Origin of the sequence: Dyella marensis (genome assembly GCF_049532885.1) — a bacterium.
Classification (GTDB): domain Bacteria; phylum Pseudomonadota; class Gammaproteobacteria; order Xanthomonadales; family Rhodanobacteraceae; genus Dyella_D; species Dyella_D marensis.
Genome location: NZ_CP064029.1, coordinates 4,496,717 through 4,521,111 on the forward strand (window position 1 = coordinate 4,496,717; position 24,395 = coordinate 4,521,111).

24 protein-coding genes are annotated in these 24,395 nt (G+C 69.4%); 15 read left to right on the forward strand and 9 right to left on the reverse strand.

The genetic code is table 11. From position 1 onward, the window contains the following. Positions 1-84: 84 nt before the first annotated feature. Both ISN75_RS19680 and ISN75_RS19685 read left to right on the forward strand, forming a co-directional pair. The gene (locus ISN75_RS19680) at positions 85-885 is read left to right on the forward strand and encodes an endonuclease/exonuclease/phosphatase family protein (protein WP_167253628.1); all 801 of its coding nucleotides are present in this window, start codon (positions 85-87) and stop codon (positions 883-885) included. Continuing rightward, complete coding sequence (locus ISN75_RS19685; protein ID WP_343817753.1) at positions 882-1,292, forward strand: hypothetical protein; 411 nt, start codon at positions 882-884, stop codon at positions 1,290-1,292. The genes ISN75_RS19680 and ISN75_RS19685 overlap by 4 nt, the downstream gene beginning before the upstream one ends. On the opposite strand, the gene ISN75_RS19690 is transcribed toward ISN75_RS19685, so the two are convergent. After that, positions 1,209-2,810: a glycoside hydrolase family 17 gene (locus ISN75_RS19690; protein ID WP_343817755.1), complete on the reverse strand. Its 1,602-nt coding sequence runs from the start codon at positions 2,808-2,810 to the stop codon at positions 1,209-1,211. The genes ISN75_RS19685 and ISN75_RS19690 overlap by 84 nt on opposite strands. A 223-nt stretch (positions 2,811-3,033) precedes the next feature. Here ISN75_RS19690 and ISN75_RS19695 point away from each other — a divergent pair, with 223 nt between their 5' ends. The 4 genes from ISN75_RS19695 to ISN75_RS19710 all read left to right on the forward strand — a co-directional run bounded on the left by ISN75_RS19695 (position 3,034) and on the right by ISN75_RS19710 (position 9,434). Continuing rightward, positions 3,034-5,142 carry a transglycosylase SLT domain-containing protein gene (locus ISN75_RS19695; RefSeq protein ID WP_343817757.1) on the forward strand — a complete coding sequence of 703 codons (2,109 nt, stop codon included), beginning with the start codon at positions 3,034-3,036 and terminating at the stop codon, positions 5,140-5,142. A gap of 10 nt (positions 5,143-5,152) precedes the next feature. Beyond that, complete coding sequence (locus ISN75_RS19700) at positions 5,153-6,088, forward strand: complex I NDUFA9 subunit family protein (RefSeq protein ID WP_168648259.1); 936 nt, start codon at positions 5,153-5,155, stop codon at positions 6,086-6,088. Between the two features lie 32 nt (positions 6,089-6,120). Further along, positions 6,121-7,350: a multifunctional CCA addition/repair protein gene (locus ISN75_RS19705; protein WP_168648260.1), complete on the forward strand. Its 1,230-nt coding sequence runs from the start codon at positions 6,121-6,123 to the stop codon at positions 7,348-7,350. Positions 7,351-7,430: 80 nt separating this feature from the next. Beyond that, complete coding sequence (locus ISN75_RS19710; RefSeq protein WP_343817759.1) at positions 7,431-9,434, forward strand: LTA synthase family protein; 2,004 nt, start codon at positions 7,431-7,433, stop codon at positions 9,432-9,434. A gap of 36 nt (positions 9,435-9,470) precedes the next feature. On the opposite strand, the gene ISN75_RS19715 is transcribed toward ISN75_RS19710, so the two are convergent. Both ISN75_RS19715 and ISN75_RS19720 read right to left on the reverse strand, forming a co-directional pair. Beyond that, complete coding sequence (locus ISN75_RS19715; RefSeq protein WP_343817760.1) at positions 9,471-10,673, reverse strand: class I SAM-dependent methyltransferase; 1,203 nt, start codon at positions 10,671-10,673, stop codon at positions 9,471-9,473. Positions 10,674-10,731: 58 nt separating this feature from the next. Beyond that, positions 10,732-12,882 carry a TonB-dependent receptor gene (locus tag ISN75_RS19720; protein ID WP_168648262.1) on the reverse strand — a complete coding sequence of 717 codons (2,151 nt, stop codon included), beginning with the start codon at positions 12,880-12,882 and terminating at the stop codon, positions 10,732-10,734. 228 nt (positions 12,883-13,110) lie between these two features. Here ISN75_RS19720 and ISN75_RS19725 point away from each other — a divergent pair, with 228 nt between their 5' ends. Further along, on the forward strand, positions 13,111-13,875 hold the full coding sequence (locus tag ISN75_RS19725; RefSeq protein ID WP_343817762.1) for a hypothetical protein: 765 nt from the start codon (positions 13,111-13,113) through the stop codon (positions 13,873-13,875). Positions 13,876-13,951: 76 nt separating this feature from the next. Next, complete coding sequence (locus ISN75_RS19730; RefSeq protein WP_343817764.1) at positions 13,952-14,698, forward strand: pteridine reductase; 747 nt, start codon at positions 13,952-13,954, stop codon at positions 14,696-14,698. Between the two features lie 57 nt (positions 14,699-14,755). Here ISN75_RS19730 and ISN75_RS19735 read toward each other — a convergent pair whose 3' ends face one another. The 4 genes from ISN75_RS19735 to tsaD form a co-directional block, all read right to left on the reverse strand. Beyond that, positions 14,756-15,571 (reverse strand): DUF6159 family protein, encoded by an 816-nt coding sequence (locus ISN75_RS19735; RefSeq protein WP_343817766.1) that lies wholly within the window; start codon positions 15,569-15,571, stop codon positions 14,756-14,758. Between the two features lie 108 nt (positions 15,572-15,679). Beyond that, positions 15,680-16,162 carry a 2-amino-4-hydroxy-6-hydroxymethyldihydropteridine diphosphokinase gene (folK, locus tag ISN75_RS19740; RefSeq protein WP_343817768.1) on the reverse strand — a complete coding sequence of 161 codons (483 nt, stop codon included), beginning with the start codon at positions 16,160-16,162 and terminating at the stop codon, positions 15,680-15,682. Between the two features lie 8 nt (positions 16,163-16,170). Then, positions 16,171-16,530 carry a dihydroneopterin aldolase gene (folB, locus tag ISN75_RS19745; protein WP_214570894.1) on the reverse strand — a complete coding sequence of 120 codons (360 nt, stop codon included), beginning with the start codon at positions 16,528-16,530 and terminating at the stop codon, positions 16,171-16,173. Positions 16,531-16,658: 128 nt separating this feature from the next. Further along, on the reverse strand, positions 16,659-17,708 hold the full coding sequence (gene tsaD / locus ISN75_RS19750; RefSeq protein ID WP_343817770.1) for a tRNA (adenosine(37)-N6)-threonylcarbamoyltransferase complex transferase subunit TsaD: 1,050 nt from the start codon (positions 17,706-17,708) through the stop codon (positions 16,659-16,661). 55 nt (positions 17,709-17,763) lie between these two features. Between tsaD and rpsU the strand changes: the two genes are divergently transcribed. Together rpsU and ISN75_RS19760 are read left to right on the forward strand one after the other, a co-directional pair. Continuing rightward, entirely contained in the window at positions 17,764-17,979 is a 216-nt protein-coding gene (gene rpsU / locus ISN75_RS19755) for a 30S ribosomal protein S21 (RefSeq protein ID WP_014404075.1), read from the forward strand. A gap of 198 nt (positions 17,980-18,177) precedes the next feature. After that, positions 18,178-18,621 (forward strand): GatB/YqeY domain-containing protein, encoded by a 444-nt coding sequence (locus tag ISN75_RS19760; RefSeq protein WP_167253604.1) that lies wholly within the window; start codon positions 18,178-18,180, stop codon positions 18,619-18,621. 53 nt (positions 18,622-18,674) lie between these two features. Here the strand turns inward: ISN75_RS19760 and ISN75_RS19765 are convergent, their stop codons facing one another. After that, a complete protein-coding gene (locus ISN75_RS19765) occupies positions 18,675-18,983 on the reverse strand; it encodes a hypothetical protein (RefSeq protein ID WP_168648266.1) in 309 nt (102 codons plus the stop codon). 151 nt (positions 18,984-19,134) lie between these two features. Here ISN75_RS19765 and ISN75_RS19770 point away from each other — a divergent pair, with 151 nt between their 5' ends. Next, on the forward strand, positions 19,135-19,305 hold the full coding sequence (locus ISN75_RS19770) for a DUF1328 domain-containing protein (RefSeq protein ID WP_167253600.1): 171 nt from the start codon (positions 19,135-19,137) through the stop codon (positions 19,303-19,305). On the opposite strand, the gene ISN75_RS19775 is transcribed toward ISN75_RS19770, so the two are convergent. Continuing rightward, positions 19,302-19,949 (reverse strand): GNAT family N-acetyltransferase, encoded by a 648-nt coding sequence (locus ISN75_RS19775; RefSeq protein WP_343817773.1) that lies wholly within the window; start codon positions 19,947-19,949, stop codon positions 19,302-19,304. The genes ISN75_RS19770 and ISN75_RS19775 overlap by 4 nt on opposite strands. A gap of 76 nt (positions 19,950-20,025) precedes the next feature. Between ISN75_RS19775 and dnaG the strand changes: the two genes are divergently transcribed. The 4 genes from dnaG (at position 20,026) to ISN75_RS19795 (ending at position 24,371) form a co-directional block, all read left to right on the forward strand. Then, entirely contained in the window at positions 20,026-21,765 is a 1,740-nt protein-coding gene (dnaG, locus tag ISN75_RS19780; RefSeq protein ID WP_168648268.1) for a DNA primase, read from the forward strand. A 118-nt stretch (positions 21,766-21,883) separates the two neighbouring features. After that, entirely contained in the window at positions 21,884-22,510 is a 627-nt protein-coding gene (locus tag ISN75_RS19785) for a DedA family protein (RefSeq protein WP_343817775.1), read from the forward strand. 38 nt (positions 22,511-22,548) lie between these two features. After that, a complete protein-coding gene (locus ISN75_RS19790) occupies positions 22,549-23,010 on the forward strand; it encodes a GNAT family N-acetyltransferase (protein ID WP_343817777.1) in 462 nt (153 codons plus the stop codon). A 128-nt stretch (positions 23,011-23,138) separates the two neighbouring features. Then, a complete protein-coding gene (locus tag ISN75_RS19795; RefSeq protein ID WP_167253590.1) occupies positions 23,139-24,371 on the forward strand; it encodes a serine hydrolase domain-containing protein in 1,233 nt (410 codons plus the stop codon). Positions 24,372-24,395: the final 24 nt, after the last annotated feature.

The following is a 24,395-nucleotide window of genomic DNA, read 5'->3' on the forward strand; positions in this document are numbered from 1 at the left end:
CGGAGCCGCCCGGCGGCTCCGCGTTCACGTCCGGGCGGTCATGCTTGCCGGGTTTTTCCGAGCCACCGTCCCCATCTCGTCACGATGACTGCCGCCGCGCCCGCCCCCGCCGAACGCCGCCTCCGGCTGCTGAGCTGCAATATCCTGGCGGGCGCCAGCGTGCAGCGCTACAGCGAATACTTCACGCGCAGCCTCAACGCCGTGCTGCCCGGCCGCAGCAAGCTGGACAACCTCGACCGCCTGGCCGAGGTACTGCCGCAGTTCGACGTGATCGGCCTGCAGGAAGCCGATGCCGGCAGCCTGCGCTCGGGCTTCCTCAACCAGACGCGCTACCTGGCCGAGACCTCCGGCATGCCGTTCTGGAGCCACCAGCCGAACCGTCCGATGGCGCGGCTGGCGCATACCGCCAACGGCCTGATCAGCCGGCTGGAACCGCACAGCGTGCTCGATTACCAGCTGCCCAGCCGCATCCCCGGCCGCGGCGCGCTGCTGGCGCGCTTCGGCGAGGGCCAGGACGCGCTGGCGGTGATGATCGCCCATCTCTCGCTGAGCGCCACGGCGCGCGCGAAGCAGCTGGGCTTTATCGCCGAGGTGCTGCAGGAATTCCCGCACGCGGTGCTGATGGGCGACCTCAACACCGACGCCAACAGCACCGAGATGCGCCACCTGTTCGCCAAGTGCAGCCTGGTGCCGCCGGCGCAGGCCACGCCCACCTTTCCCAGCTGGCGGCCGCGCAAGGCTCTGGACCATATCCTCACTTCCGAGGCGCTGCGGCTGGAGAAGCTGTGGGCGCTGCCGCAGGCGTTTTCGGATCATTTGCCGGTTGCGGCGGAAATCCGCCTCCCCCAGCATGTCGCGCCGCGACCTCACAAACTCCGCCGATGAACTTCCTGCGCCTGTCCCTGCCCTGGCTGCTGCTGGCCCTGATCGCCGCGCTCGCGGCGTGGATCCGCTACGGCCTGATCGAACCGGCCGCCATCGGCCACCTGTGCGAAGCCGCCGCCACCGCGCCGGCCTGGTGCCAGGGGCGGCAGATGCTGGTGCTGGGCTTTCTCGGCTATGGCTACGGCTGGGCCGCGCTGGCCTTCGCCGCCTTGGCGTTGGTGTGGAAGCACCCGGCCAGCGCTTGGCTGGCCGCGGCCGGCGGCGTGCTGGCGCTGCAGCTGTATTGCTTCGAAGCGGGCGCGTTCGCGCTGCTGGTCGGTTGCCTACGCCTCATCCGCCTGCAGGCCGATGCGGCGCCAGCCGATGAGGACGGGAACGGCGATCGCCAGGTTCAGACCCAGCCATAGCCAGGTCACCGGATTGAGGCCGATGTCCTGCGCCACCACCGCGGCCGCGAGCAGCGGCACCAGGATGGCGAGGCAGCGTTCTTCCACGCGCAGGCCGGCGGTCTGCGTCCAGCCGCCGAGCCAGCCGGCCAGGCCGTAGCCCACGCAGGGCAGCAGCGCCAGGCCGAGCGGGAAGTCGCGGTAGCGGCCGTCGAACACCAGCAGCAGGCCTTCGAGCGCAAGCAGGAACAGCCAGGCGAAACGCACCCAGCCGCCAGGCAGCACCGTGGACGCTACGCCGCCGATACGCGCGGCAAGCCAGCGCGCCAGCACGATCGCGGTGACCAGCCCGCCCGCACAACCGGCCCAGGACAGCGCCCACTCGAGCAGGTCGCGGCAGGCATAGAGCATCTGCCGGTACTGCCACGCGAGCGCGGTGCCGGTTGCAAAACCCGCGAGCAGCAGCACGCCCCAGCCCGCCGTGCCGCGCCATTCGCGGCGCAACGCACCGGCCAGCACGAACAGCAGCGCACCCGCGCCGCCGGCCAGCCAACCCAGCCACCAGCGCGGCTCCTCGACCACCGGACCCTGCATGGCGAACTTCGGCCGCGCATGCACGTCGTAGATGCCCCAGAAGCCGCCGGTGGTGCCTTCCTGCGCGCGCTTCCACGGCTGGTCGAAGGCTTCGATCACGTTGTAGGGCATGGCGACGCTGCCGGCGTAGTCGAGGAATTCGCGCAGATAGCGCGCCTCGTTCACCACGCTGGCGCGCGCTGCGCGGCGCGGCTTGCCGGCGCTGGGCCAGCCGGTCTCGCCGATCATCACCTCGCGGCCGGGAAAGGCGCGCTTCACCTGCTGGTAGACCTCGGCCACGTGGCGCACGGCGTGTTCCGGCGGCACGGGTTCGTCTTCCCAATACGGCAGGATGTGGATGGTGAGGTAGTCCACCGACTTGGCCATCTGCGGATAGCGCAGCCAGAACTCCCACACATCCGCATAGGTGACCGGCACCGACTTGGGAATCGCCGCGCGCACCTGCCGCGCATACTCGGCCAGCGCCTGCGGCGACTGCTCGCCGCGCAGCAGCACCTCGTTGCCGACCACCACGCCGCGCAGCACGTCCGGATGCGCCTTCGCCTCGGCGATGCCCAGTTCCACCTGCCTGGCATTGGCCACCGGATCGCGGCCCAGCCAGATGCCCATGATCACCTTCATGCCGTAGCGCCCGGCGATCTCCGGCACCGCGCTCAGGCCCTGGCCCTGCGAATAGGTGCGCACGCAGTCGAAGCGCTGCGACAGCGCGCGCAGATCCGCGTCGATGCGTTCGGGGCTGATGAAGGCCTTGAGGTCGTAGGGTGTCTCGCCCGGTTCGCGGAACGGCGCGTAGGACACGCAGGCGATGCGCGCGGACGGCGCATCCGGCAGCGCCACCGGCCGGCCCAGCAGCCACCACCACAAGGCTCCGGCGAAGGCGCAGAACGCCAGCACCAGCCAGAGCAGAAGACGCGCGCGGGGCGAAAGCGACGGCGTGGACGACATGCGCTACCTGTGGAATCGCGCCGGCCATGGCGCCTTGGGAGCGGGCAAGTCTAGCAGGGGCATGGCGCTGCTCGACGGCGTGAAGACACGCTTTAACGTAGGACTCAGCCGAGTTTTGACATTCTGCCGGGCTGGTCCGGGGCCGCGACTAGGAATCGTCCGGCCTACACTGCGCAATCGATCGGCTGCTTCGTCCAGATAAGCCATCGCACAAGGAGTTTTCATGCCTGTTCACGCAGCGCCGCGGCGTCTCGCCCCTTCCCTGCTCGCTCTCGCCGCCGGCCTGCTGCTGGCCGGCTTCGCGCACGCCGCCGAGCCCACCGACGCGCAGCGCGCGGCCTTCAAGCAGGCCTATGCCACCGCGCAGCAAGGCGGCGATGCCTGGCGCGCGCACGCGCAGAACCTCGCGGACTATCCGCTGTATCCGTACCTGGAAGCCGCCGCGCTCACGCACGACCTGCGCCAGCTCGACCGCGCGCCGGTCGACGCTTACCTCAAGCGCTATCCCGACCTGATTCCCGCCAGCGACCTGCGCCGCGACTATCTGCTGGAGCTGGCGCGCCGCAAGGACTGGACCACCTTCCAGTCGCTGTACCAGCCGGGCCTGGGCGATGCGCTGACCTGCGACGCGCTGCAGGCGCGGCTGGCGCAGACGCAGCCCGCGTCGGCGCAGTCGGGCCCGTCCACGCAGGGCGCCGCGCTGGATTTCCAGCGCGACCTCGCCACGCTGTGGAACAAGCCGAATCTGCCCAATGCCTGCGATCCGGTGATCGCCGCGGCGCACGACCAGGGCCTGCTCACCGCGCAGCGCCTGTGGGACCGCATCGACCGCGCCGCCGACGCCAACCAGGCCGGTACCGTGGCCGCGCTTGCCGCGTGGCTGCCGGGCGACGACGCGCAGGCCGGCCAGCGCATCGCCATGGCGCTGCGCGATCCGGGCGGCGCCGCGGCGAAAGCCGGCACCTGGCCCGACACGCCGCGCAGCCGGCAGGCCGCGATGCTGGCGCTGGAACGGCTGGCGCGGCGGCAGTCCAGCGTCGCCGACAGCCACTGGGAACAGCTGCGCGGCCATTTCAAGTTCACCCAGGAACAGCAGCGCCGCATTCTTTCCGCGCTCGCGCTGTTCCATGCCACCGACTTCAACGACGACGCCCTGCAGCGCCTCGCCTCGCTGCCGCCGCAGGCGCAGACCGACGCCACCCGCGAGTGGCGCGTGCGCGTGGCGCTGGAACAGCAGAACTGGCAGGCCGCGCTGAGCGCGATCGACGCGCTGACGCCCGAACAGAAACAGGACGGCGAATGGCGCTGGTTCCGCGCGCGCGCGCTCACCGCGCTGGGCCGCGACGGCGAAGCGCGCAAGCTGCTGGCGCCGCTGTCGGAAGAACCGACCTTCTTCGGCTTCATGGCCGCCGACAAGCTCGACGTGCCGTATTCGATCTGCCCGCTGACCTTGCCGCCCGATCCGCCGCGCGAACAGGCCCTGCTCGCCCATGCCGGCCTGCAGCGCGCATTCGAGCTGTATGCGGTGGGCCTGCCGCGGCAGGCGCGGCGCGAATGGGGCAAGGCGCTGGACGGCGCCGACATGGCCACGCTGAAACTCGCGGTGGACCTTGCCTATCGCCGCGGCTGGTACGACCGCGCGGTGTTCACCTTCAACAAGGGCGAGGCGCTGCGCTACTACGAGCAGCGCTTTCCGCTGGCCAGCCAGGACGGGCTGGTGCCGCAGGCCGAAGAGGCCGGCATCGATCCGTCCTGGGCCTACGCGATCCTGCGCGCGGAAAGCGCCTGGGCCGCCGATGCGCGCTCCGGCGCGAATGCGCGCGGGCTGATGCAGCTGCTGCCGGATACCGCGGCGATGGTCGCGCGGCGCAACGGGCTGAACTGGGCCGGCGCCGATTCGCTGTACGACCCGGTGACCAATATCGTGCTGGGCACGCGCTATCTCGCCCAGATGGCCGAACGCTTCAACGGCGCGCCATGGCTGGCCAGCGCCGCCTACAACGCCGGCCCCGCCCGCCTGGACCAGTGGCTGGCCGCGCGCGGCACGCTGCCGCCGGACCTGTTCGTGGCCAGCATGCCGTTCAAGGAGACCCGCGAGTACGTGGCGCGCGTGATGTCCTTCGCGGTGATCTACGACTGGCGCCTCAATGGCAACGCCACACCGCTGGCGTCGCGCCTGACCGCGATCGGCCAGGCCTATGCGCTGCCCGACCGCAACACGCCGCGCCGCCCGGTGAGCTGCCCGGCGCCCGCGGCGGCGGTGGCGCCGGCGGAGGCCGCCACGGTGCCCGCGCCGCCGGCCGGCGATGCCACGAACAGTCCTTCGCAGTGAGGTTTCCGTCATGAGCGCCAAACGTCTGGTCATTCTCGGCGGCACCGGTTTCGTCGGCAGCTATCTGGTGCCGCGGCTGGCCATGGACGGGCACCGCATCGTGCTGCTGTCGCGCAACCGCGAGCGGCGCCGCGCGCTGGCGGTAGTGCCGGGCGTGGAGATCCACAGCACCGACGTCTACGACGGCAATGCGCTGCGCCGGCAGTTCGAAGGCGCCGATGCGGTGATCCATATGATCGGCTCGCTGCATCCGGCCAGCGGCCGTTCGCTGCAGGAAATCCATGTGGAACTGGCGCGCCGGGTCACCGGCGCCTGCCAGGCCGCTGGCGTCGGACGCCTGCATCTGATGAGCGCGTTGAAGGCCGGCCAGGGCCTGTCGCGCTATCTGAAGACGCGCGGCGAAGCCGAGGCGGTGGTGCGCCAGTCCGGCCTGGACTGGACCATCTACCAGTCCAGCGTGATGTTCGGCGCCAACGACGGCCTGGTCTCCCGCTTCGCCGCGCTGCTGCGCCTGATGCCCGTCCTGCCGCTGGCGCGCGCCGGATCGCGGCTGGCGCCGACCTATGCGGGCGACGTGGCGGAAGCCTTCGCGCGCTGCATCGCCGACGACCGGCTCAGCATCGACCGCACGTTCGAGCTGTACGGCCCCGAAGTGCTGACCCTGGGCGAGATCGTGCATGGCATCCGCGACACGCTCGGCCTGCGCACGCGCATCCTGCCCCTGCCCGATGCGCTGGGCCGCATCCAGGCGCGCCTGGCCGAGCTGCTGCCGGGCAAGCCGTTCTCCTACGACAACTTCCTGACCCTGCGCACCGACTCGGTGGGCAAGCAGGACGGCTACGCCGCGCTGGGCATCCGCGCCGAGCCGCTGACGCCCTGGCTGCCGGTGCTGCTGCAGGGTTCGCCGCGCCAGCGGCGGCTGGACCGCTACCGCGCCATGCGCTGAGCCGCGGCGCCGCGCATGGCAGAATCGCGGCCATGCGTATCTATCTAGTCGGCGGCGCCGTCCGCGATCGCTTGCTGCAGCGTCCCGTCAGCGACCACGACCACGTGGTGGTCGGCGCCACGCCGGAGCAGCTGCTTGCGCTCGGCTACAAGCCGGTGGGCAAGGATTTCCCGGTATTCCTGCATCCGGACACCGGCGAGGAGTACGCGCTGGCGCGCACCGAGCGCAAGACCGGCCGCGGCTACCACGGCTTCGCCGTGCATGCGGACCCGGCGGTGACGCTGGAGCAGGACCTGGAGCGGCGCGACCTCACCATCAATGCCATCGCCATGGACGAAGCCGGGGGCCTGGTCGATCCGTTCGGCGGCGCGCGCGATATCGAGCAGCGCGTGCTGCGCCACGTCTCGCCCGCCTTCGTCGAAGACCCGGTGCGCCTGCTGCGCGTGGCGCGCTTCGCCGCGCGCTTCGCGCCGCTGGGCTTTACCGTGGCCGAGGAAACCATGGAGCTGATGCGCCGCATGGTGCGCGAAGGCGAAGTGGACCATCTGGTGCCCGAGCGCGTATGGCAGGAAACGCGCCGCGCGCTGGGCGAGCCGAGCCCCTCGGCCTTCCTGCAGGTGCTGCGCGCCAGCGGTGCGCTGGCCGTGCTGTTTCCGGAAATCGATGCGCTGTACGGCGTGCCGCAGCGCGCCGAATACCATCCGGAGGTCGACACCGGCATCCATATCGAGATGGTGCTGGACATGGCCGCGCGCATCGCGCCGGGCAACGAGCTGGTCGGCTTCTGCGCGCTCACGCACGACCTCGGCAAGGCACTGACGCCGGCCGACGTGCTGCCGCGCCATCTCGGCCACGAGGAGGCCGGCGTCGAACCGCTGCGCCAGCTGTGCGCGCGCCTGCGCGTGCCCACCGAATTCGCCGCGCTGGCCGAGCAGGTCTGCCGCGAGCACCTGAACGCGCATCGCGCCTTCGAGCTCAAGCCCTCCACCGTGCTGCGCGTGCTCGGCGCGCTCGACGCGCTGCGCCGCCCGGAACGGCTGGAGGTGTTCCTCGCTGCCTGCGAGGCCGACAAGCGCGGCCGCCTGGGCCTGGAACACAGCGATTACCCGCAGGCCGCGTATCTGCGCGCCGCGCGCGCCGCCGCGGCGGCGATCGGCGCCGGCGCCTTCGTGGCCAAGGGGCTGCAGGGGCCGGCGGTGGGCGCGGCGATGGAAAAGGCCCGTATCGACGCCATTGCGGCCCTGCGCGGAAGCTACGGCTAAGCCATTCCGTTGTATAACGCCCGGGATGCCTGTTGCCGTCCCGCAACGACGGGCCCCCACACGATTTCCGGAGCCGCCCCTTGTCAGCCGCCGATTCCTCCGCTTCGCCCCTGCGCCAGCGTTTCCGCCCCCTGTGGTGGCTGGCCTTCGCCTACGTGGCGATCGGCGCGATCACCCGCGTGGCCCTGCTCGTGATGTCGGGCAAGGGCGTGCCGCATAGCCCGCTGTACTGGGCTTACGCCTTCGGCGTGGGCCTGCTGTACGACCTGATCACCTACATCTACATCGCGTGGCCGATGGTGCTGTTCCTGTGGCTGATGCCGCGGCGCGCCTACGTGTCGCGCACGGGCCAGTGGGCGCTGTATCTGCTGGCGGCGCTGATGCTGTACTGGCTGATGTTCGTGGGCGCGTCGGAACTGGTGTTCTGGAACGAGTTCGGCACGCGCTTCAACTTCATCGCGGTGGATTACCTGGTCTACACCACCGAGGTGATCGGCAATATCCGCGAGTCGTATCCGCTGGGCCGCTGGCTGAGCCTGCTGGCGCTGACCGTGCTGATCGCCCTGCTGGTGAGCCGCCGCGGGCTGCGCACGCGCGACGCCGGCACGCGCTTCTGGCAGCGCGCCAAGGTGGCGCTGGTGTGGCTGGTGCTGACCGTGGTGACCGTGGCCGCATTCAAGGGCACCTTGAAGGACCGCACCGACAACAACTTCGTCAACGAACTCTCCGGCAACGGCATCTACGAGTTCTTCGCCGCCTTCCGCAGCAGCCACCTGGAATACTCGCGCTTCTACACCACCCTGCCGGACGAGCGCGCCTTCCGCGACGTGCGCACCATGCTGAAGACGCCCGAGGCCACGTTTGTCAGCAACGACCCGCGCGATCTCACCCGCGAGATCCGCCACGAAGGGCCGGAGAAGCGCCTGAACGTGGTGCTGATCAGCATCGAGAGCTTCTCGGCCGACTTCATGCAGACCTTCGGCGACGACCGCGGCATCACGCCGAACCTCGACAAGCTGGTCGACCAGAGCCTGTTCTTCGACAACCTCTACGCCAACGGCACGCGCACCGTGCGCGGCCTGGAAGCGCTGTCGCTGGCCATTCCGCCGACGCCGGGCGATTCGCTGATCAAGGCGCACAACAACGAGGACCTGTTCTCGGTGGCCAACGTGTTCAACGCGCGCGGCTACCAGTCGGACTTCGTCTACGGCGGCTACGGCTACTTCGACAACATGAATTACTTCTTCAACCACAACGGGTATCGGGCGGTCGACCGCAACGACATCAACAAGGACGACCCGATCCACCACGAGAACGTGTGGGGCGTGGCGGACGAAGACCTGTACACCCTGGCGATGCGCCAGATGGACAGCATTCACGCCGAAGGCAAGCCGTTCTTCCTGCACATCATGACCACCTCGAACCACCGCCCCTTCACCGTGCCCGCCGGCCGCGTGAAGGAGAAGAACGGCACGCGCGAGGCGGCGGTGGCCTACACCGACTGGTCGATCGCCGACTTCCTCAAGCGCGCCGCCAGCAAGCCGTATTTCGACGACACCATCTTCGTGATCACCGCCGACCACTGCGCCTCCAGCGCGGGCCGCACCAGCGTGCCGATCAACCGCTATCACATCCCGCTGTGGATCTATGCGCCCAAGCATATCCCGCCGCAGCGCGTGCACCGGCTGATGGCGCAGATCGACATCATGCCCACGGTGCTGGGCATGCTGAATTTCAGCTACCGCAGCCGCTTCTTCGGCTACGACCTGTTCCAGCTGGAACCCGGCCGCGAGCGTGCCTTCCCCGCCACCTACGAGAAGCTGGGCTATCTGCGCGACGACGTGCTGACCGTGCTGGAACCGCAGCGCAAGCTCGAACAGCTTCGCCCGGACTACGACACCGGCGACGGCGTGCCGGTGCAGCCGGTGGACCGCACCAAGGTGGACGAGGCGACGGCGTACTACCAGGTGGCGGCGGAGCTGTACAAGGCACGCCAGCTGGGCAAGCGGCCCGACGACAACACGCCGGTGAAGCCGCTGCAGGCGGAGCAGGGATCGGCGGGCGCGGCGCCCGTCCTGCATTGACGTACTGCCGTCGCCGGCAGCGGCGACGGCGCCCCCTTACAGACGGTCGCCCTGATCGGCTTCGAGCATCTGGGCCGGCAGCGGCACCACGTCCGTGCCGCGCGCCAGCACCATCGCCTGGAAGCGTTCGCCCATCTGGTCCGGCAAGGTGAGCTTCTTCACCTGCTGGGCGAGGCGGTAGCGCGCCGCTTCGTCCGGTGCGTCGGCATAGGCGTCTTCGAAGGCCTGCTGCAGGCCGGCGGCGATCAGGAACTGCGCCTGCGGCAGATACGCCGCCACGCCGAAACCGGCCTGGTTGCCGGCTTCGGCCAGCGCGGTGAAATCCACCGAGGCGGTGAGGTCGTTGAGGCCGGGCAGGAACAGCGGATCGGCGTGCGCGTGGTGGCGGTAGTGCGCCATCAATGTGCCGTCGCTGCGGCCGGGCTGGTAGTACTCGCGGCGCACGTAGCCGTAGTCGATAAACAACATGACGCCAGCAGTGAGCGAGCCGGCGATGGCCTGCATCCAGTACGGCAGCTGCGGCAGCACTTCGGAGCGGTAGCCGTCGGCGAAGCTGCTTTCGGTATCGCGCTCCAGATGGCGCACGGCGCCGGAGACCAGCGCGTCGGCGGGACGATCGACGCGCATCAGCCGGCCTTCGCCGTCGAGCGCGACGTATTCCTCGTAGACCTCGCCCGCGCGCAAGGTGAAGCGCGTGGTGGGCAGGGCGTCGATCACTTCGTTGGCGAACAGCGCACCGCGCCATGCTTCTTCCGGCGGGCGATCCAGCCATTGCACGCGCGCGAACAGTGCCGGCGGCAACGCCGCGGCCAGGCGCTCGCGCTGGCGTTCGCGCAGGTCGGCGCTGGGTTCAAGGATCAGATAGCGGCGCGGCAGCTGCGCGTTGGCGTGGAAGGCCAGCAGCGCGGATTCGGCGAAAGCACCGCTGCCGCCGCCGAGTTCGAGCACGTCGGCTTCGTCGCCAAGCAGTTCCAGCACCGGGCCGATGACTTTCGCCACGCAACGCGCGAACAGGTCGCCCAGTTCCGGCGCGGTGATGAAGTCGCCTGCCGCGCCGAATTTGGTGGCGCCGGCGCTGTAGTAGCCCAGGCCCGGCTCGTACAGGCAGCGGCCCATGTATTCGGCGAAGGGCATGGGGCCGTGCGCGGCAATGTGTTCGCGCAGGCGCGCCAGCAGATGGTCGGAGTGGGCGCGCTCGTCGGCGCCGGGCTCGGGAAGGCGGGAAAAGCTGGGATTCATCGCGCAAGGATAGCGCTCGCCGCGCCCTTGCGGGCGCGGCGTTCGTGCATCGAGCCGCTTAGAAGTCCTTCTGCACCGTGGCGTACAGCCCGCGGCGCGGACCGAACTGCGGCGCGCCCACGCCGATGCCGGTGCCGTCGCGCAGCTGGTAGGTGCGGTCCAGCGCGTTGATCACGGCCAGCTGGGTGTGCAGCTTGCCGGTGCTCTGGAACTCGAAGTCGTGCGACAGGCTGAGGTTGAGCTGGAAGTAGGCCGGCATCGAGGCGCCGTTCGGCACTGTGCCGTCGCGGCGCAGGCCGCTGCCGAACAGGTAGTTGGCGCCGACGCGGGTGGCCGGATCGATGGCGTAGCTCACGCCGCCGGAGGAGGCGATCTTCTGGTCGTGGTCCAGGTGGATGTAATGGTCGGCCACGTAGGCCAGATCGTCCGGCGCGAAGTTGTACTGGCTGGTGATCACCCGCTCGCCCATCGCCTGCGACAGCGCGACGTTGAAGTAGGCCGACCACGGGCCGTTGTCGTAGTCCGCGGTGAATTCCACGCCGCGGATGCGGCCCTTGGCGTAGTTGAAGGTGGAATACACCAGCGCGGCGCCGAACTGGCCTTCGTCCTGCAGGCGGCGCACCTTGCGGTAGTACGCATCCAGGCCCAGGGTCAGCGAGGAACCGATGCGCTGCTGGATGCCGGCGTCGAAATAATCGCTGCGCTCGGCCAGCGGCGTGTTGCTGCCGTTGTCCGGCAGCGCATTGGTGGTGCCGTCGAACTTCTGGATATTGGTGGTGGTGATCGCCTCGGTCGCCGGCGGCGTGAAGTAGCGCGAGTAACCGGCGTGCAGGGTGGTGTCGTCGCTGGCCTGGTAGACCGCGCCCAGGCGCGGGCTCAGCTGGCTTTCGGTGCGGAAGGCCTTGTACACGTCGCCGCGCAGGCCGTAGTTCACGGTGAGCTTTTCGCCGATGCTCCATTCGTCCTGCACGTAGCCGGACCAGGTCTTGGCGGTGAGGCGGTTGCCGTCGAGGATATTGATCGGCGTGGTGCTGGACTGGTTGCCGTCGGCGTCGACCGGGAACACCCAGGCGCTGGTGCTGCTGGGCGCGCGCTCGAAGCTGCCGTACACGCCGTAGCGCAGCGTGTGGGCATCGCCCAGCGGGGTGGCGAAATCCGCCTGCAGGGTGCTGGCGCGGTTGCTGCGGTTGATGCCGGAAGCGACGCCGTTGAACATCAGGTCGCCGATCATGTCCGGCGTGAACGTCAGGCTGGAATAGCGCTGGCCGACCGACACCTGGTAGTCGGTGGCGCCGAGCTTGCCCTGCAGGGCGAGCACGCCGAAGCGGGTGTTTTCGCGCTGCTGTTCGTTGAGCTTGGCCGAATCGAAATCGGTGACGTCCAGATAGCCGAAGGTCGGCGTCTGGCCCGGGTTGTTCGGGATCTGGAAGCGGCTGTTGGCCATGCCGAACAGGAAGCTCAGGCGGGTCTGGTTGTCGATCAGGTACGAGATGTCGCCGAACGCCTTCACCTGGTTGGTGTGGTCGTGGATCGGCTTGCGGCTCGGCGTGGGGTTTTCGATGCCGACGTCGCTTTCCAGATAGTTGGCGGTGAGGAAGTAGCTCCAGCGGTCGGTGCTGCCCCACAACGAGGCATTCGGATTGAGCGTGCCGAACGAGCCGCCGGTGATGCCGACGCTGCCGCCGTTGCCCAGGTCGTGGCCGCTCTTGGTGCTGATGTCGACCACCGCGGCGGTGCGCAGGCCGTACTGCGCGGGCAGCGCGCCGTCGAGCAGCTTCACGTTCTTGATGGTGCGGGTGTCGAGGGTCTGGCCGAAGCCGGAGATCGATTCGGGAATGATCACGCCGTCGATGCGGTATTGCAGGTTGGCGTGGTCGCCGCGCACGTGCAGGCCGCCGTAGGAGTCCTGCACCACGCCCGGCGCCTGCAGCAGCACCTGGTTCACCGGCGTGCTGTCGCCCAGCGGCAGCTGCGCGATGGCCTTCTGGTCGATCACGTACTGGCTGCTGCCGGTATCCGGCGACAGCGCGTTGCGCGAGATATCCAGCGCGGCGCTCACGTCGATCGCCCCCAGCTGCTGCACCTTGGCCGGCGGCTTGTTGCGTGCGCCGCTGTTGGTATCCGTGCCGGTGGTATCGGTGTCGGCGGCCTGGGCGGCGGCGGCGAACAAGGCGGCGGCAAGGCTGAGGGCGAGCAGGGTGTGCTTCATCGGGTCACTCGGGGAGTAGGTGGAGGGCGGCTGCGTTTCGATACGTTATAACGTTGCCAGTCCTACCTTTCATTTACCTGCCCCGAAAGTCATGCTTTCGAGCGCAATATCTTGCGGGAACAATCGGTTGCGGCCACACCGGCCGATAACGGCGCAGCGTTCGCAACGGTTTCATCGACAACGCCTAGACTCCACCCGCGACCAGGCACCCCAGTCCCCGAGGCCCGCATGAGCGACGACCGCAAGCAACTCCCCGCCGTGATCACCGCGGAAGACCACAGCCGCGTGACCCGCGCGATCCTCGACTTCGTCAGCGACATCCCGGGCAGCAAGGTCGGCCCCAGCGGCGAGCCGGAGACCGAGGCGCGCCGCATCGCCAACCGCGCCGCGCAGCGCGCCGCGCTCACCGCCGGCTCGCTGGCGCTGCCGCCGGGGCCGCTGGGCTGGCTTACCGTGCTGCCGGAGCTGATCGCGATCTGGAAGATCCAGGCGCAGATGGTCAGCGACATCGCCGCCGCCTACGGCCGCCACGCGGAACTGGGCCGCGAACAGATGCTGTGGTGCCTGTTCCGCCACACCGCCGCGCAGGCGTTCCGCGACCTGGTGGTGCGCATGGGCGACCGCCTGCTGTTCCGCCGCATGTCGTATGCGGTGGCCGAGCGCGTGGCCAAGCGCGTCGGCGTGAAGATCACCCAGCGCACGGTAGGCAAGGGCCTGTCGCGCTGGCTGCCGGTGGTGGGTGCGCTCGGCGTCGGCGCCTATGCGTATTACGACACGGGACAAGTAGCGAGCACCGCCATCTCGATGTTCGGCGGAGATTTCGACTTCGAAGGCGGCGGCGAAGACGCGCGCCTCGCCGCTGCCGTCGAACGCCAACCCGGCGCCGTGCGCCGCGCCCGCAATGCGGTGGTGGAGAAAACCGCGACCGGCGCCGCGCGCGTGATGGCGCGCGTGACGCGCTCGCGCAGCGACAAGCACCATCCGCCGAAATAGAAAACGTCGCGGCGCGGGATGACCTCCCGCACGCTTTCCGGCAAGCTGCCGGCTGTTTCGCCCGCAGGAGCCGCGCATGCCGCCACGTCAGGAACGCCCCGTCGCCTTGATCACCGGCGGCGTCAAGCGCGTCGGCGCGGAGATTGCGCGCACGCTGCATGCGGCGGGCTACGACCTCGTCCTGCATTTCCGCAGCTCGGTCAACGAAGCCGTCGCGCTTGCGGCCGAACTGGAACACCAGCGCGCGGGCAGCACGCTGGCCATCCAGGGCGAACTGGCGGACCTCGACGGCCTGCCCGCGATGATCGAACAGGCGCTGCAGCACTACGGCCGCCTCGACGCCCTGGTCAACAACGCCTCCGCCTTCTTTCCCACCCCGGTCGGCAGCGCCACCACCGCGCAATGGAACGAACTGTTCGCCTCCAACGCGCAGGCCCCGTTCTTCCTCGCCCAGGCCGCCACCCCGGCGCTACGCGAAACGCATGGCGCCATTGTCAACCTGGTCGACGTCTACGCCGAACGCCCGCTCGCCAACCACCCCATCTATTGCATGGCCAAAGCCGCGCTCGCCGCGATGACGCGCTCGCTGGCGCTGGATCTGGCCCCCGACATCCGCGTCAACGGCATCGCCCCCGGCGCGGTGATGTGGCCCAGCGACGGCAAGCCCTACGACGACCAGCAGGCCATGCTCGCGCGCACCCCGCTACGGCGCGCCGGTTCGCCGCAGGACGTGGCCGGCGCCGTGCTGTGGCTGCTGCGCGACGCGCCCTTCGTCACCGGCCAGATCATCCGCATCGACGGCGGCCGCTCGCTGTCGATCTGATGCCATGAAAAAGGGCGGCATCGCTGCCGCCCTTCCCGATACGCACCGGCGCGCGCATCAGCTCTTGGTGCGAAACGCCTGCTCCAGCAGCGCCTGGTCGAAACCGCCGCCGACCTTGCCCTCTTCGGCGTACTGGTACAGCGCCGCCGAATAGATGCCCTGCAGCGAAGCCTGCACCAGCGCCAGCACGATCAGGCTCACCACCGCCACCGCGATGGCCGCCACGATCAGCGGCAGCGACTCCGTCGTCAGCGCACCGACCACCAGGGCGCCCATGACCACGATCAACACGAAGCTCAGCAACCCGAACACCACGCCGATCCCGGCGTTGCCGATCAGGTTTTCGCCCCAGGTGCGCTTGAGCAGCTCCACGCTGCGCTTCACCGCTTCCATCGGACCGATCTCCTCGCTGGCCAGCACCGGCACCACCAGGAAGGTGGCCACCGTCCAGGCCAGGCCGAGCAGGCCGGCCACGATGCGGCCGACGAAACCCAGCCGCTCCTGCAGCGCGCGCAGGAACAGGCCCACCGTGGCGGCGATCAGCGCATAGCCGAAGATCGCGCCGACGCGCGACTTGGCGATGGCGAAACCGGCCGCCAGGCTGGTCTCTTCGCCGCGCAGGCGCTGCAGCGCCGCGCCGGCGAGCGCGGTATTGAAGAAGATGATCACGAAGTACTGCACCAGGTAGAACGCGAACGTCGCCACGTACCAGCCGAGCGGCAGCTTGTCGCGGCTCACGTGCTCCATGCCCGCCGCCGCAATGGCAATGGGGATGATGAAGCTTGCCGCCACCAGCAGGCAGCACAATCCCGACAGCAGCGGGAACATCATCAACGCCTTGTCCGAACGCAGCACCGCTGCGCTCGCCTTCATCAGATTCCAACTGCGCGCAAACTTGCCTGCCATATCCCCTACCTCGTCCCTTGGTGAAAGTTGCGCCGCGATTTCTAGCATCTGCGCCGGAAACGCGACAGTGCGTCCTTACAGCGGCTCGACCGTCAACGGCTCGCTCGCCGCGGGAAAAGCCGCCCACAGCTCGGCCATGCTTCGCCCGTCGACAGGGTGGCGCAAGCCTGGCGCGATGTCGGCGATCGGTCGCAGCACGAAGGCGTGCTTCAGTTCCTTGCGCGGAATGTCCAGGTGCCCTTCGCCCTGCCGCACCAGGTCGCCGTACAGCACGATGTCCACGTCCAGCGTGCGGTCGGAATAACGCGGCACGTCGCGGCGGCGTCCGTGGCGGTCTTCCAGCGCATGCAGCCAGTCGTTGAGCGCTTCCGGCGCCAGCTCGGTATCCAGGCCCACCGCCAGGTTGACGAAGTCCGGCCCGTCGAAGCCCACCGCCTTGCTGCGGTAGGCCGGCGATACCTCGATGGCGCCGAAGCGCGCGCGCAGTTCGTCCAGCGCGGCGTGCAGATACCGCCGCGGCTGCTGGTTGGAACCCAGGCTCAGGTAAACGCGTGCCATGCCGCCGCTCAGCCCGGACGCACGCCGCGCTCGATGCGCACGCCGACCGAACGGGCGCCGCGCACCGCGCCGGGCTTGGACAGCTTCAGCCGCACCCAGGCCACGCCGAATTCCTCGCGCACGATCGCCGCGCAGCGCTCGGCCAGCGTCTCGACCAGGCCGAAGCTGGAGGCTTCCACGTATTCGATCAGGCGCTTGGACACGTCCTTGTAGTTGAGCGTGTCGGCGATGTCGTCGCTGGCCGCGGGCCGGGTGTTGTCGAAGGCCATTTCCAGGTCGAACGACAGCGTCTGCCGCACGCGGCGCTCCCAGTCGTAGATGCCGATGACGGTGTCGATGCGCAGGTCTTCGATGAAAACGATGTCCATGGCTCTTTGGGCGGGAACAGGGAATAGAGAGTAGGGAATAGGAAAAGCGTAGCGCTTCGTCTCGTCGCGCGCCGCTTTTCCTATTCCCTATTGACGATTCCCTATTCCCTGGCGCGCATCACGCGCGCTTAAACCGCCGGCAGGGTTTCCAGGTCCCAGCGCGGGAAGACCTGCACGCTTTCGTCCTGCTGCTGGCCGGCGGCGAGGCGGATCGCGCCGGCCAGGGCGATCATCGCGCCGTTGTCGGTGCAGAAGGCCAGGCGCGGGAAATACACGCGGAAACCTTCCTTGGCGCCGGCCTCGGCCAGCTCCGCGCGCAGGCGCTTGTTGGCGCCCACGCCGCCGGCGATCACCAGCCGTTGGGCGCCGGCGGCCTGCAGGGCGCGGCGGCACTTGATCGCCAGGGTGTCGACGATGGCTTCCTCGAAGGCGCGGGCGACGTCGGCGCGGGTCTGCTCGGACTGGTCCGACTGCTGCCACGCCAGCAGCACCTGGGTCTTCAGGCCCGAGAAGCTGAAATCCAGCCCGGGCCGGTCGGTCATCGGCCGCGAGAAGCGGAACACGCCCGCCCGCCCCTGCTGGGCCAGCGCGGCCAGCGCCGGGCCGCCGGGATACGGCAGGCCCATCAGCTTGGCGGTCTTGTCGAAGGCTTCGCCGGCGGCGTCGTCCAGGGTGTCGCCCAGGATCTTGTAGCGGCCGATGCCCTGCACTTCCACCAGCATGGAATGCCCGCCGGAGACCAGCAGGGCCACGAACGGCGGCTCCGGCGGGTCCTCCTCCAGCAGCGGGGCCAGCAGGTGGCCTTCCATGTGGTGCACGCCGATGGCCGGCACGCCCAGCGCCCAGGCCATGGCCCGCGCGGCGGAGGCGCCCACCAGCAGGGCCCCGACCAGGCCGGGGCCGGCGGTATAGGCCACCCCGCCCACGTCCTGCGGGGTCAGGCCGGCCTCGGCCAGGGCCTCGCGCACCAGCGGCAGCAGCTTGCGCACGTGGTCGCGGCTGGCCAGTTCCGGCACCACGCCGCCGTAGTCGGCATGCAGCTTGATCTGGCTGTACAGGGCATGGGACAGCAGGCCGCGGCCCGGCGCGGCGGGCTCCCAGCGCAGCAGGGCCACCCCGGTCTCGTCGCAGGACGTCTCGATGCCCAGCACGGGCTTTGAAAATTGCTTCGTGTCCACGCTATACTTCGCGGCTCGCCCGATCAGACGGGCAAGTTTACCACTCGGAGTTTCCATGCCCAGCGTAAAAGTCCGCGAGAACGAGCCGTTCGAGCTTGCCCTGCGTCGCTTCAAGCGTACTTGTGAAAAGGCCGGCGTCCTGGCCGAGACCCGCAAGCGCGAGTTCTACGAAAAGCCGACCCAGGAGCGTAAGCGCAAGCGCGCCGCCGCGGTGAAGCGTCACCTGCGCCGTCTCTCGCGCGACACCTCGCGTCGCACGCGCCTGTACTGAGGCTGCCGTCCGCCCTTCGGCGGACGCAAAGGTCGAGGCCTGGCGCCAGCGGCGCCGCCTGCCACCTTTCATGCCACGGCAGCCGGCGCGAGCATCCGCAGCCGCTGCCTTATCGCTCCAGCATCGGCCGGCGTTGCCTCAGGCAACGCCGGCTTTATGCGTTTCCTTCACGCCAACAGCCCCTCCCCGGAGAGTGACATGTCCCTCAGGCAACAGCTCCAAGAAGACATGAAGAACGCCATGCGCGGCGGCGACAAGGCCCGCCTCGCCGTGATCCGCCTGATCCTGGCCTCGATCAAGCAGCGCGAAGTGGACGAGCGCATCGAGCTGGACGACGTGCAGACCCTGGCCGTGCTGGAAAAGATGCTCAAGCAGCGCCGCGATTCGATCACCCAGTTCGACGCCGCCCAGCGCCAGGACCTGGCCGACGCCGAGCGCGCCGAAGTCGCCGTGATCGAGACCTACCTGCCGGCCAAGCTCAGCGAAGCGGAGATCGACGAGCTGATCACCGCCGCCATCGCCAGCACCGGCGCCAGCTCCGCCCGCGACATGGGCAAGGTGGTCACCGCGGTGAAGCAGCAGTCCGCCGGCCGCGCCGACATGGCCGTGGTCTCGGCCCGCGTGAAGGCCCGCCTCGCCTGAGGCCTGCCTCGCCTGAGGCCTGCCTCACCTGAGGCCTGCCTCACTTAAGGCCCCTAGTGGCCCAGGCCGCCCGCCGTACGCAGCCAGAACAGCAGCAGCACCAGCGCGATTACGGCCACCACCATCACCCATGCGTGGTGGCGGCGCTGGCTGCTCACCTGCTCCCAGCGCTCGCGGTCCAGGAAATAGCGCCCCTCGCCCGGGCAGCGCAGCACGCCGCGCTCCACCAGCTGGTACCAGGCAATGCCCGGCGTCAGTTTCAGCTCCTCGGCGCCGCGCGCCGATTCCGTACTCGTCGCGCCCGCTTCCTCGAAGCGCCGCACGATCGCGCGCTGCGCGCGCAACATCATCGCCGTCAACATGGCGTTATCTCCGAACTAAACCGTTTCCAACGCGGCGTTAAAGCCGCGTCGCGGCATGACGCCGCCCACGCATTATCCAGCCAAGTCCTTCACGCCGGCACGGCAACCCTCGCGGATGCCGCTGCCGCGGCCTACGACTAAGGAGAGACGCATGCTCAAGTGGGCCATCATCTTCGCCATCGTTTCGCTGGTCACCGGCTGGCTGGGTTTCTACTCGGTCTCCGGCATCACCGGCACCATCGCCAAGGTCCTGTTCGCGATCTTCGTGATCCTGTTCCTGATCGCGCTGCTGGCCGTGGTCGGCATCTTCCACATCGCCTAGTTCCCCATCACCTGGCCCCACCGCTCCATGCGCCGATGCGGGGGCACCTGTCCCCGCGCATCGGCCAGGGCGGAGGGCCGCTCCCCGGTCACCGCAAAGCCGCAGCGCTCGTACAGCGCCTGCGCGCGCGGATTGGTTACCGCCACATCCAGCGCCAGCGGCATGCGCCCCAAAGCGGCAGCCTGCGCGGCCAGATGCTCGACCAGCGCCGCGCCGATGCCGCGCCCGCGCAGGGCCGGCTCCACGCCCAGGTGGGCCAGGTAATGCATCCGCCCCGACGGCGGCCTGATCACCCCCTCCACCCGCAGGCCGCGCGCGATCACCCCGCCCGCATGCCGCCAGCCGAAGAAAGCCAAGATCTGCCGCGCCGCCGCCAAGGTGAACGTCCATTGCGCCGACGCCCCGTAGCCGGCGCCGACCGCCACCACCCGCCCGTGCAACTCCCCCACGCAGTGGTTGCGCCAGCCGAATTCGCCGGCGCCGTCGACAAAGGCGTGGCGCAGGAAGGCCTGCGCATCGCTGCGTCCCGGTACCGCGAACACGTATTCGAACGCCCCCGGCCCCGAACTGTGGATCAGCGGCACCGCCGCCGCCACATCCCCCGCCACCGCCGGCCTGAAACGCACCTGTGCACTTGCCGCCATGCCCGCCTCCCCCGACGATGGACCACCAGCATAAGCCGGCCCCGCCCCTTGACCGCACCCGTACACTAGAGAGCTTATGCGCGGCCGTATCCCCGACACCTTCATCGACGAACTGCTCTCCCGCGTCGACATCGTCGACGTGATCGAGCGGCGCGTGCCGTTGAAGAAGGCCGGGCGCGAATGGACCGCCTGCTGCCCGTTCCACAACGAGCGCTCGCCCTCGTTCTACGTCAGCCCGGCCAAGCAGTTCTTCCACTGCTTCGGCTGCGGCGCGCACGGCAGCGCGATCAAGTTCCTGATGGACTACGACCGCCTGGAATTCCCCGACGCAGTGGAGGAACTGGCGCAGTCGGTCGGCCTGAAAGTGCCTTTCGAAGGCGGCCGCGACAACGCCCCGCGCGAAGACAAGTCCGACCTCTACAGCCTGCTCGACAGCGCCGCCCGCTGGTACGAAGGCCAGCTGCCGCACAGCCCCGAGGCGCAGGCCTACTGCAAGAAGCGCGGCCTCGACGCCGACACCATCGCGCGCTTCCGCATCGGCTGGGCGCCGGCCGGTTTCGACGGCGTGCTGAAGGCGCTGGGCACCGATGCCAAGCGCATGCAGCTGCTCAACGACGCCGGCATGGTCGCCAGCAACGAGCGCGGCAACAAATACGACCGTTTCCGCGAACGCCTGATGTTCCCCATCCTCGACCGCCGCGGCCGCGTGATCGCCTTCGGCGGCCGGGTGCTGCAGTCCGAGCAGGGGCCGAAATACCTCAACTCGCCCGAGACCGCGCTGTTCCACAAGGGCCGCGAATTGTTCGCGCTGTGGCAGGTAAAGCAGGCCAACAGCAACCTGGCGCGCATCGTGGTGGTCGAGGGCTATATGGACGTGATCGCCATGCACCAGGCCGGCCTGCCGATCGCGGTGGCCACCCTGGGCACGGCCACCACGCCGGACCACACCGAAGTGCTGTTCCGCGCCGCGCCCGACGTGGTGTTCTGCTTCGACGGCGACCGCGCCGGCCGCGCCGCCGCATGGAAGGCCCTGGAAGCCGCGCTGCCGCGCCTGCGCGACGGCCGCCAGGCGTATTTCCTGTTCCTGCCCGACGGCGAAGACCCGGATACGTTGATTCGCAAGGAAGGCAAGCAGGGCTTCGAGCAGCGCCTGAAGAACGCCACCCCGCTGTCGGAATATTTCTTCGGCGAACTGGCCCACGAAGTGGACATCGGCAGCCTCGACGGCCGCGCCCGCCTGGCCGAGCGCGCCCGCCCGCTGATCGCCCGCCTGCCCGACGGCGCCTTCCGCGACCTGATGGCGCAGGACCTGGAACGCCGCACCGGCGCCCGCGCCGTGCTGCAGGCCGATGCCGCGCCGCGCCGCGCCGCGCAGCGACCGGTGGCGGTGCAGCGCAGCCTGGTGCGCAGCGCCATCGCGCTGCTGCTGACCCAGCCGGGCATGGCCGACGAGGTCGTGCGGCCGTACGGTTTCCTGCGCCTGGACAAGCCCGGCATCGAGCTGCTCGCCGAACTGATCGACCTGTGCCGCGCGCGCCCTGGCATCAACCCGGTGGTGCTGGTGGAGCACTTCGCCGAGCGCCCGGAGTATCCCGCACTGCAAAAACTGATGGCCGCCACCGTGGTCGGCGAGCCCGAGCTGCAACGCGTGGAGTTCTTCGACGCGCTGCAGCGCATGGAACACCAGGCCACCGAGCAGCGCCGCGAATTCCTCATCGCGCGCAGCCGCGAAGGCACGCTCGACGGCGCGGAGAAAGCGGAGCTGCGCGAGCTGCTGGCCTTGCGCGTGGCCCCACCTCCCGCCACATCCAACTGAAGCGCCATGCGGTTATGCTCCCCCGCTTCGCCCCCGCCGGCCGGCGCCCATGGAATGGCCCGCCTGTGGGATCATCGCCCCTCGCTTTCCGCCGGGGCTCGACCAGGCAAGGACGTCGATGGATCTGCTTGAACGACTCGTCACGCTGTTCGCCGAGAACGGCTACGCCGCCGTCTTCATCGCACTGCTGCTGTGCGGTGCCGGCGCGCCGTTGCCGGAGGACATCACCCTGGTCGCCGGCGGCGTCATCACGGGCCTGGGCTACGGCAACGTGCACATCATGTTCGCGGTGTCGATGGTCGGCGTGCTGCTGGGCGACGCGGGCATGTTCCTGCTCGGCCACCACTACGGCGCGCGCATCCTGCAATGGCGGGTGGTCGCGCGCGTGCTCACGCCGGAGCGCTACGCCAAGGTGCAGGAGAAGTTCGAGCGCTACGGCAATCGCCTGATGTTCATCGCGCGCTTCCTGCCCGGCATGCGCACCGCGGTGTACATCACCGCCGGCACCACCCACCGCGTGTCGTTCATGCGCTTCTTTCTGCTGGACGGCCTGGCCGCGCTGATCAGCGTGCCGATCTGGGTCTATCTGGGCTATTTCGGCGCCAACAACCACGAGTGGCTGGTGATGTGGATCCGCCGCGGCCAGAGCAGCCTGTGGGCGCTGGGCGGCATCGTCCTGGCGGTGGTGCTGGTGCTGTGGTGGCGGCACCGCCGCCGCGTGGCGCGCGAGAGCGCCGGCTCCTGAAGACACCGGCGAGCGCAGCGGCCGCCTGAGGATCCTTCGTGCCCCACCCCGTCATCGTCCGCCCCATCCGCCGCAGCGACCTCGCCGCCTGGACCCCGCTGTGGGACGGCTACAACGCCTTCTACGGCCGCTCCGGCCCCACCGCGCTGCCGGAGGAAATCACCCGCACCACCTGGGAACGCTTCTTCGACGAGGGCGAACCGGTGCATGCGCTGGTGGCCGAAAGCGGCGGCGCGCTGCTGGGGCTGGTGCACTACCTGTTCCACCGCAGCACCACCGCGATCGGCCTGAACTGCTATCTGCAGGATCTGTTCACCGCCGAGGCCGCCCGCGGCCGCGGCGTGGGCAAGGCACTGATCGAGACCGTTTACGCGCAGGCCCGCCAGGCCGGCTCGCCGCGGGTGTACTGGCATACCCACCACACCAACGCCACGGCCATGCGGCTGTACGACCAGGTGGCCGAGCACTCCGGCTTCGTGGTCTACCGCAAGCTGTTCTGAGCGGACCCAGCCAGGCGCCCGCCTCGGCTTTCGTGCTGCGCCGCACGAAAATTGCCCCATCCGGGTCCCCGCCCCGGCTAAAATGCCTGACCCAGGAGCCCCATTGCTTCAGGACGAACAGGGAACCCATGCACCTCGACACCACGCCGCCGACCCTGCCGGGTCGCAGCGCGGGCCATGCCTTGGCCCGCTTCTCCGCCTGCGCGCTCGCCGCCGCGCTGAGCCTGGCCGCCGGCCTGCCCGCGCAGGCGCTGCCGCGCGCGGCCGCCGCCACCACGCCGTCCACCCTGCAGAAGGCGCTGGACGAACTGCAGGCGAAGTCCACCCTGCCGGGCTACTGCGTGGCCGTCGTCGACCGCGCCGGCGTGCGCTACGCCAAGGGCTTCGGCTATGCGGACCTGGCCAGCAAGCGCCCGTATACGCCGGACACCGTGCAGCCCGTGGCCTCGATCGCCAAGCCGGTGCTGGCGGTGGCGCTGATGCAGCAGGTGCAGATCGGCGCGCTGTCGCTGGATACCGACGTAAGCCGCCAGCTGCCGTTCGACGTGCACAACCCGCACTACGCCTCCAGCGCCATCACCCTGCGCCAGCTCGCCACGCACAGCTCCGGCATCGTCGACCGCGAGCCGTTCTACACGCAGAGCTACGGCAAGGGCACGCCTGCCTCGTTCGACACGCGCAGCCTGCTCAAGGCCTATCTCGAGCCGATGGGCGCCAGCTACAACGAGGCCAACTTCGCCAGGACCGCGCCCGGCAGCACCTACCGCTACAGCAACCTCGGCTCGGCCCTGGTCGCGCTGGCGGTGGAATACAAGGCCGGCAGCCCGTACCGCATGGTCACGCGCGAACGCATCTTCCAGAAGCTCGGCATGAACGCCACCGGCTGGACGCCGTCCGACACGCAGGGCCCGCAGGCCACGCTGTACGACAAGAACAAGAAGCCGCTGGCGCCGTACAGCTTCCCGTCCTACGCGGCCAGCGGCCTGTACTCCTCCTGCAACGACGTGGGCAAGTTCCTGGCCGAGATGATCAGCGGCTACGGCGGCCGCGCCGGCCTGCTGTCGGCGGCCTCGTACAAGACCATGTTCGGCCCCGCCTGGCCCAAGGGCGAGCAGCCCAAGGGCGTGCGCGCGGGCGACGGCCTGGACCAGGGCCTGTTCTGGCAGCGCACCGCCGGCGGCGAGCTGGGCCATAACGGCGGCGATGCCGGCGTCACCGTGCAGATGTCGTTCAACCCCACCACCGGCACCGGCCGCGTGCTGATCACCAATATCAGCGACGGCGACCGCGCCGACGTGGCGCGCGAGCTGGCCAACCTGTGGCAGGTGCTGGGCAAGTTCGAGCAGAACCCCGACCCCTGAAAGCGTGCGCGCGCCGCTCGCATC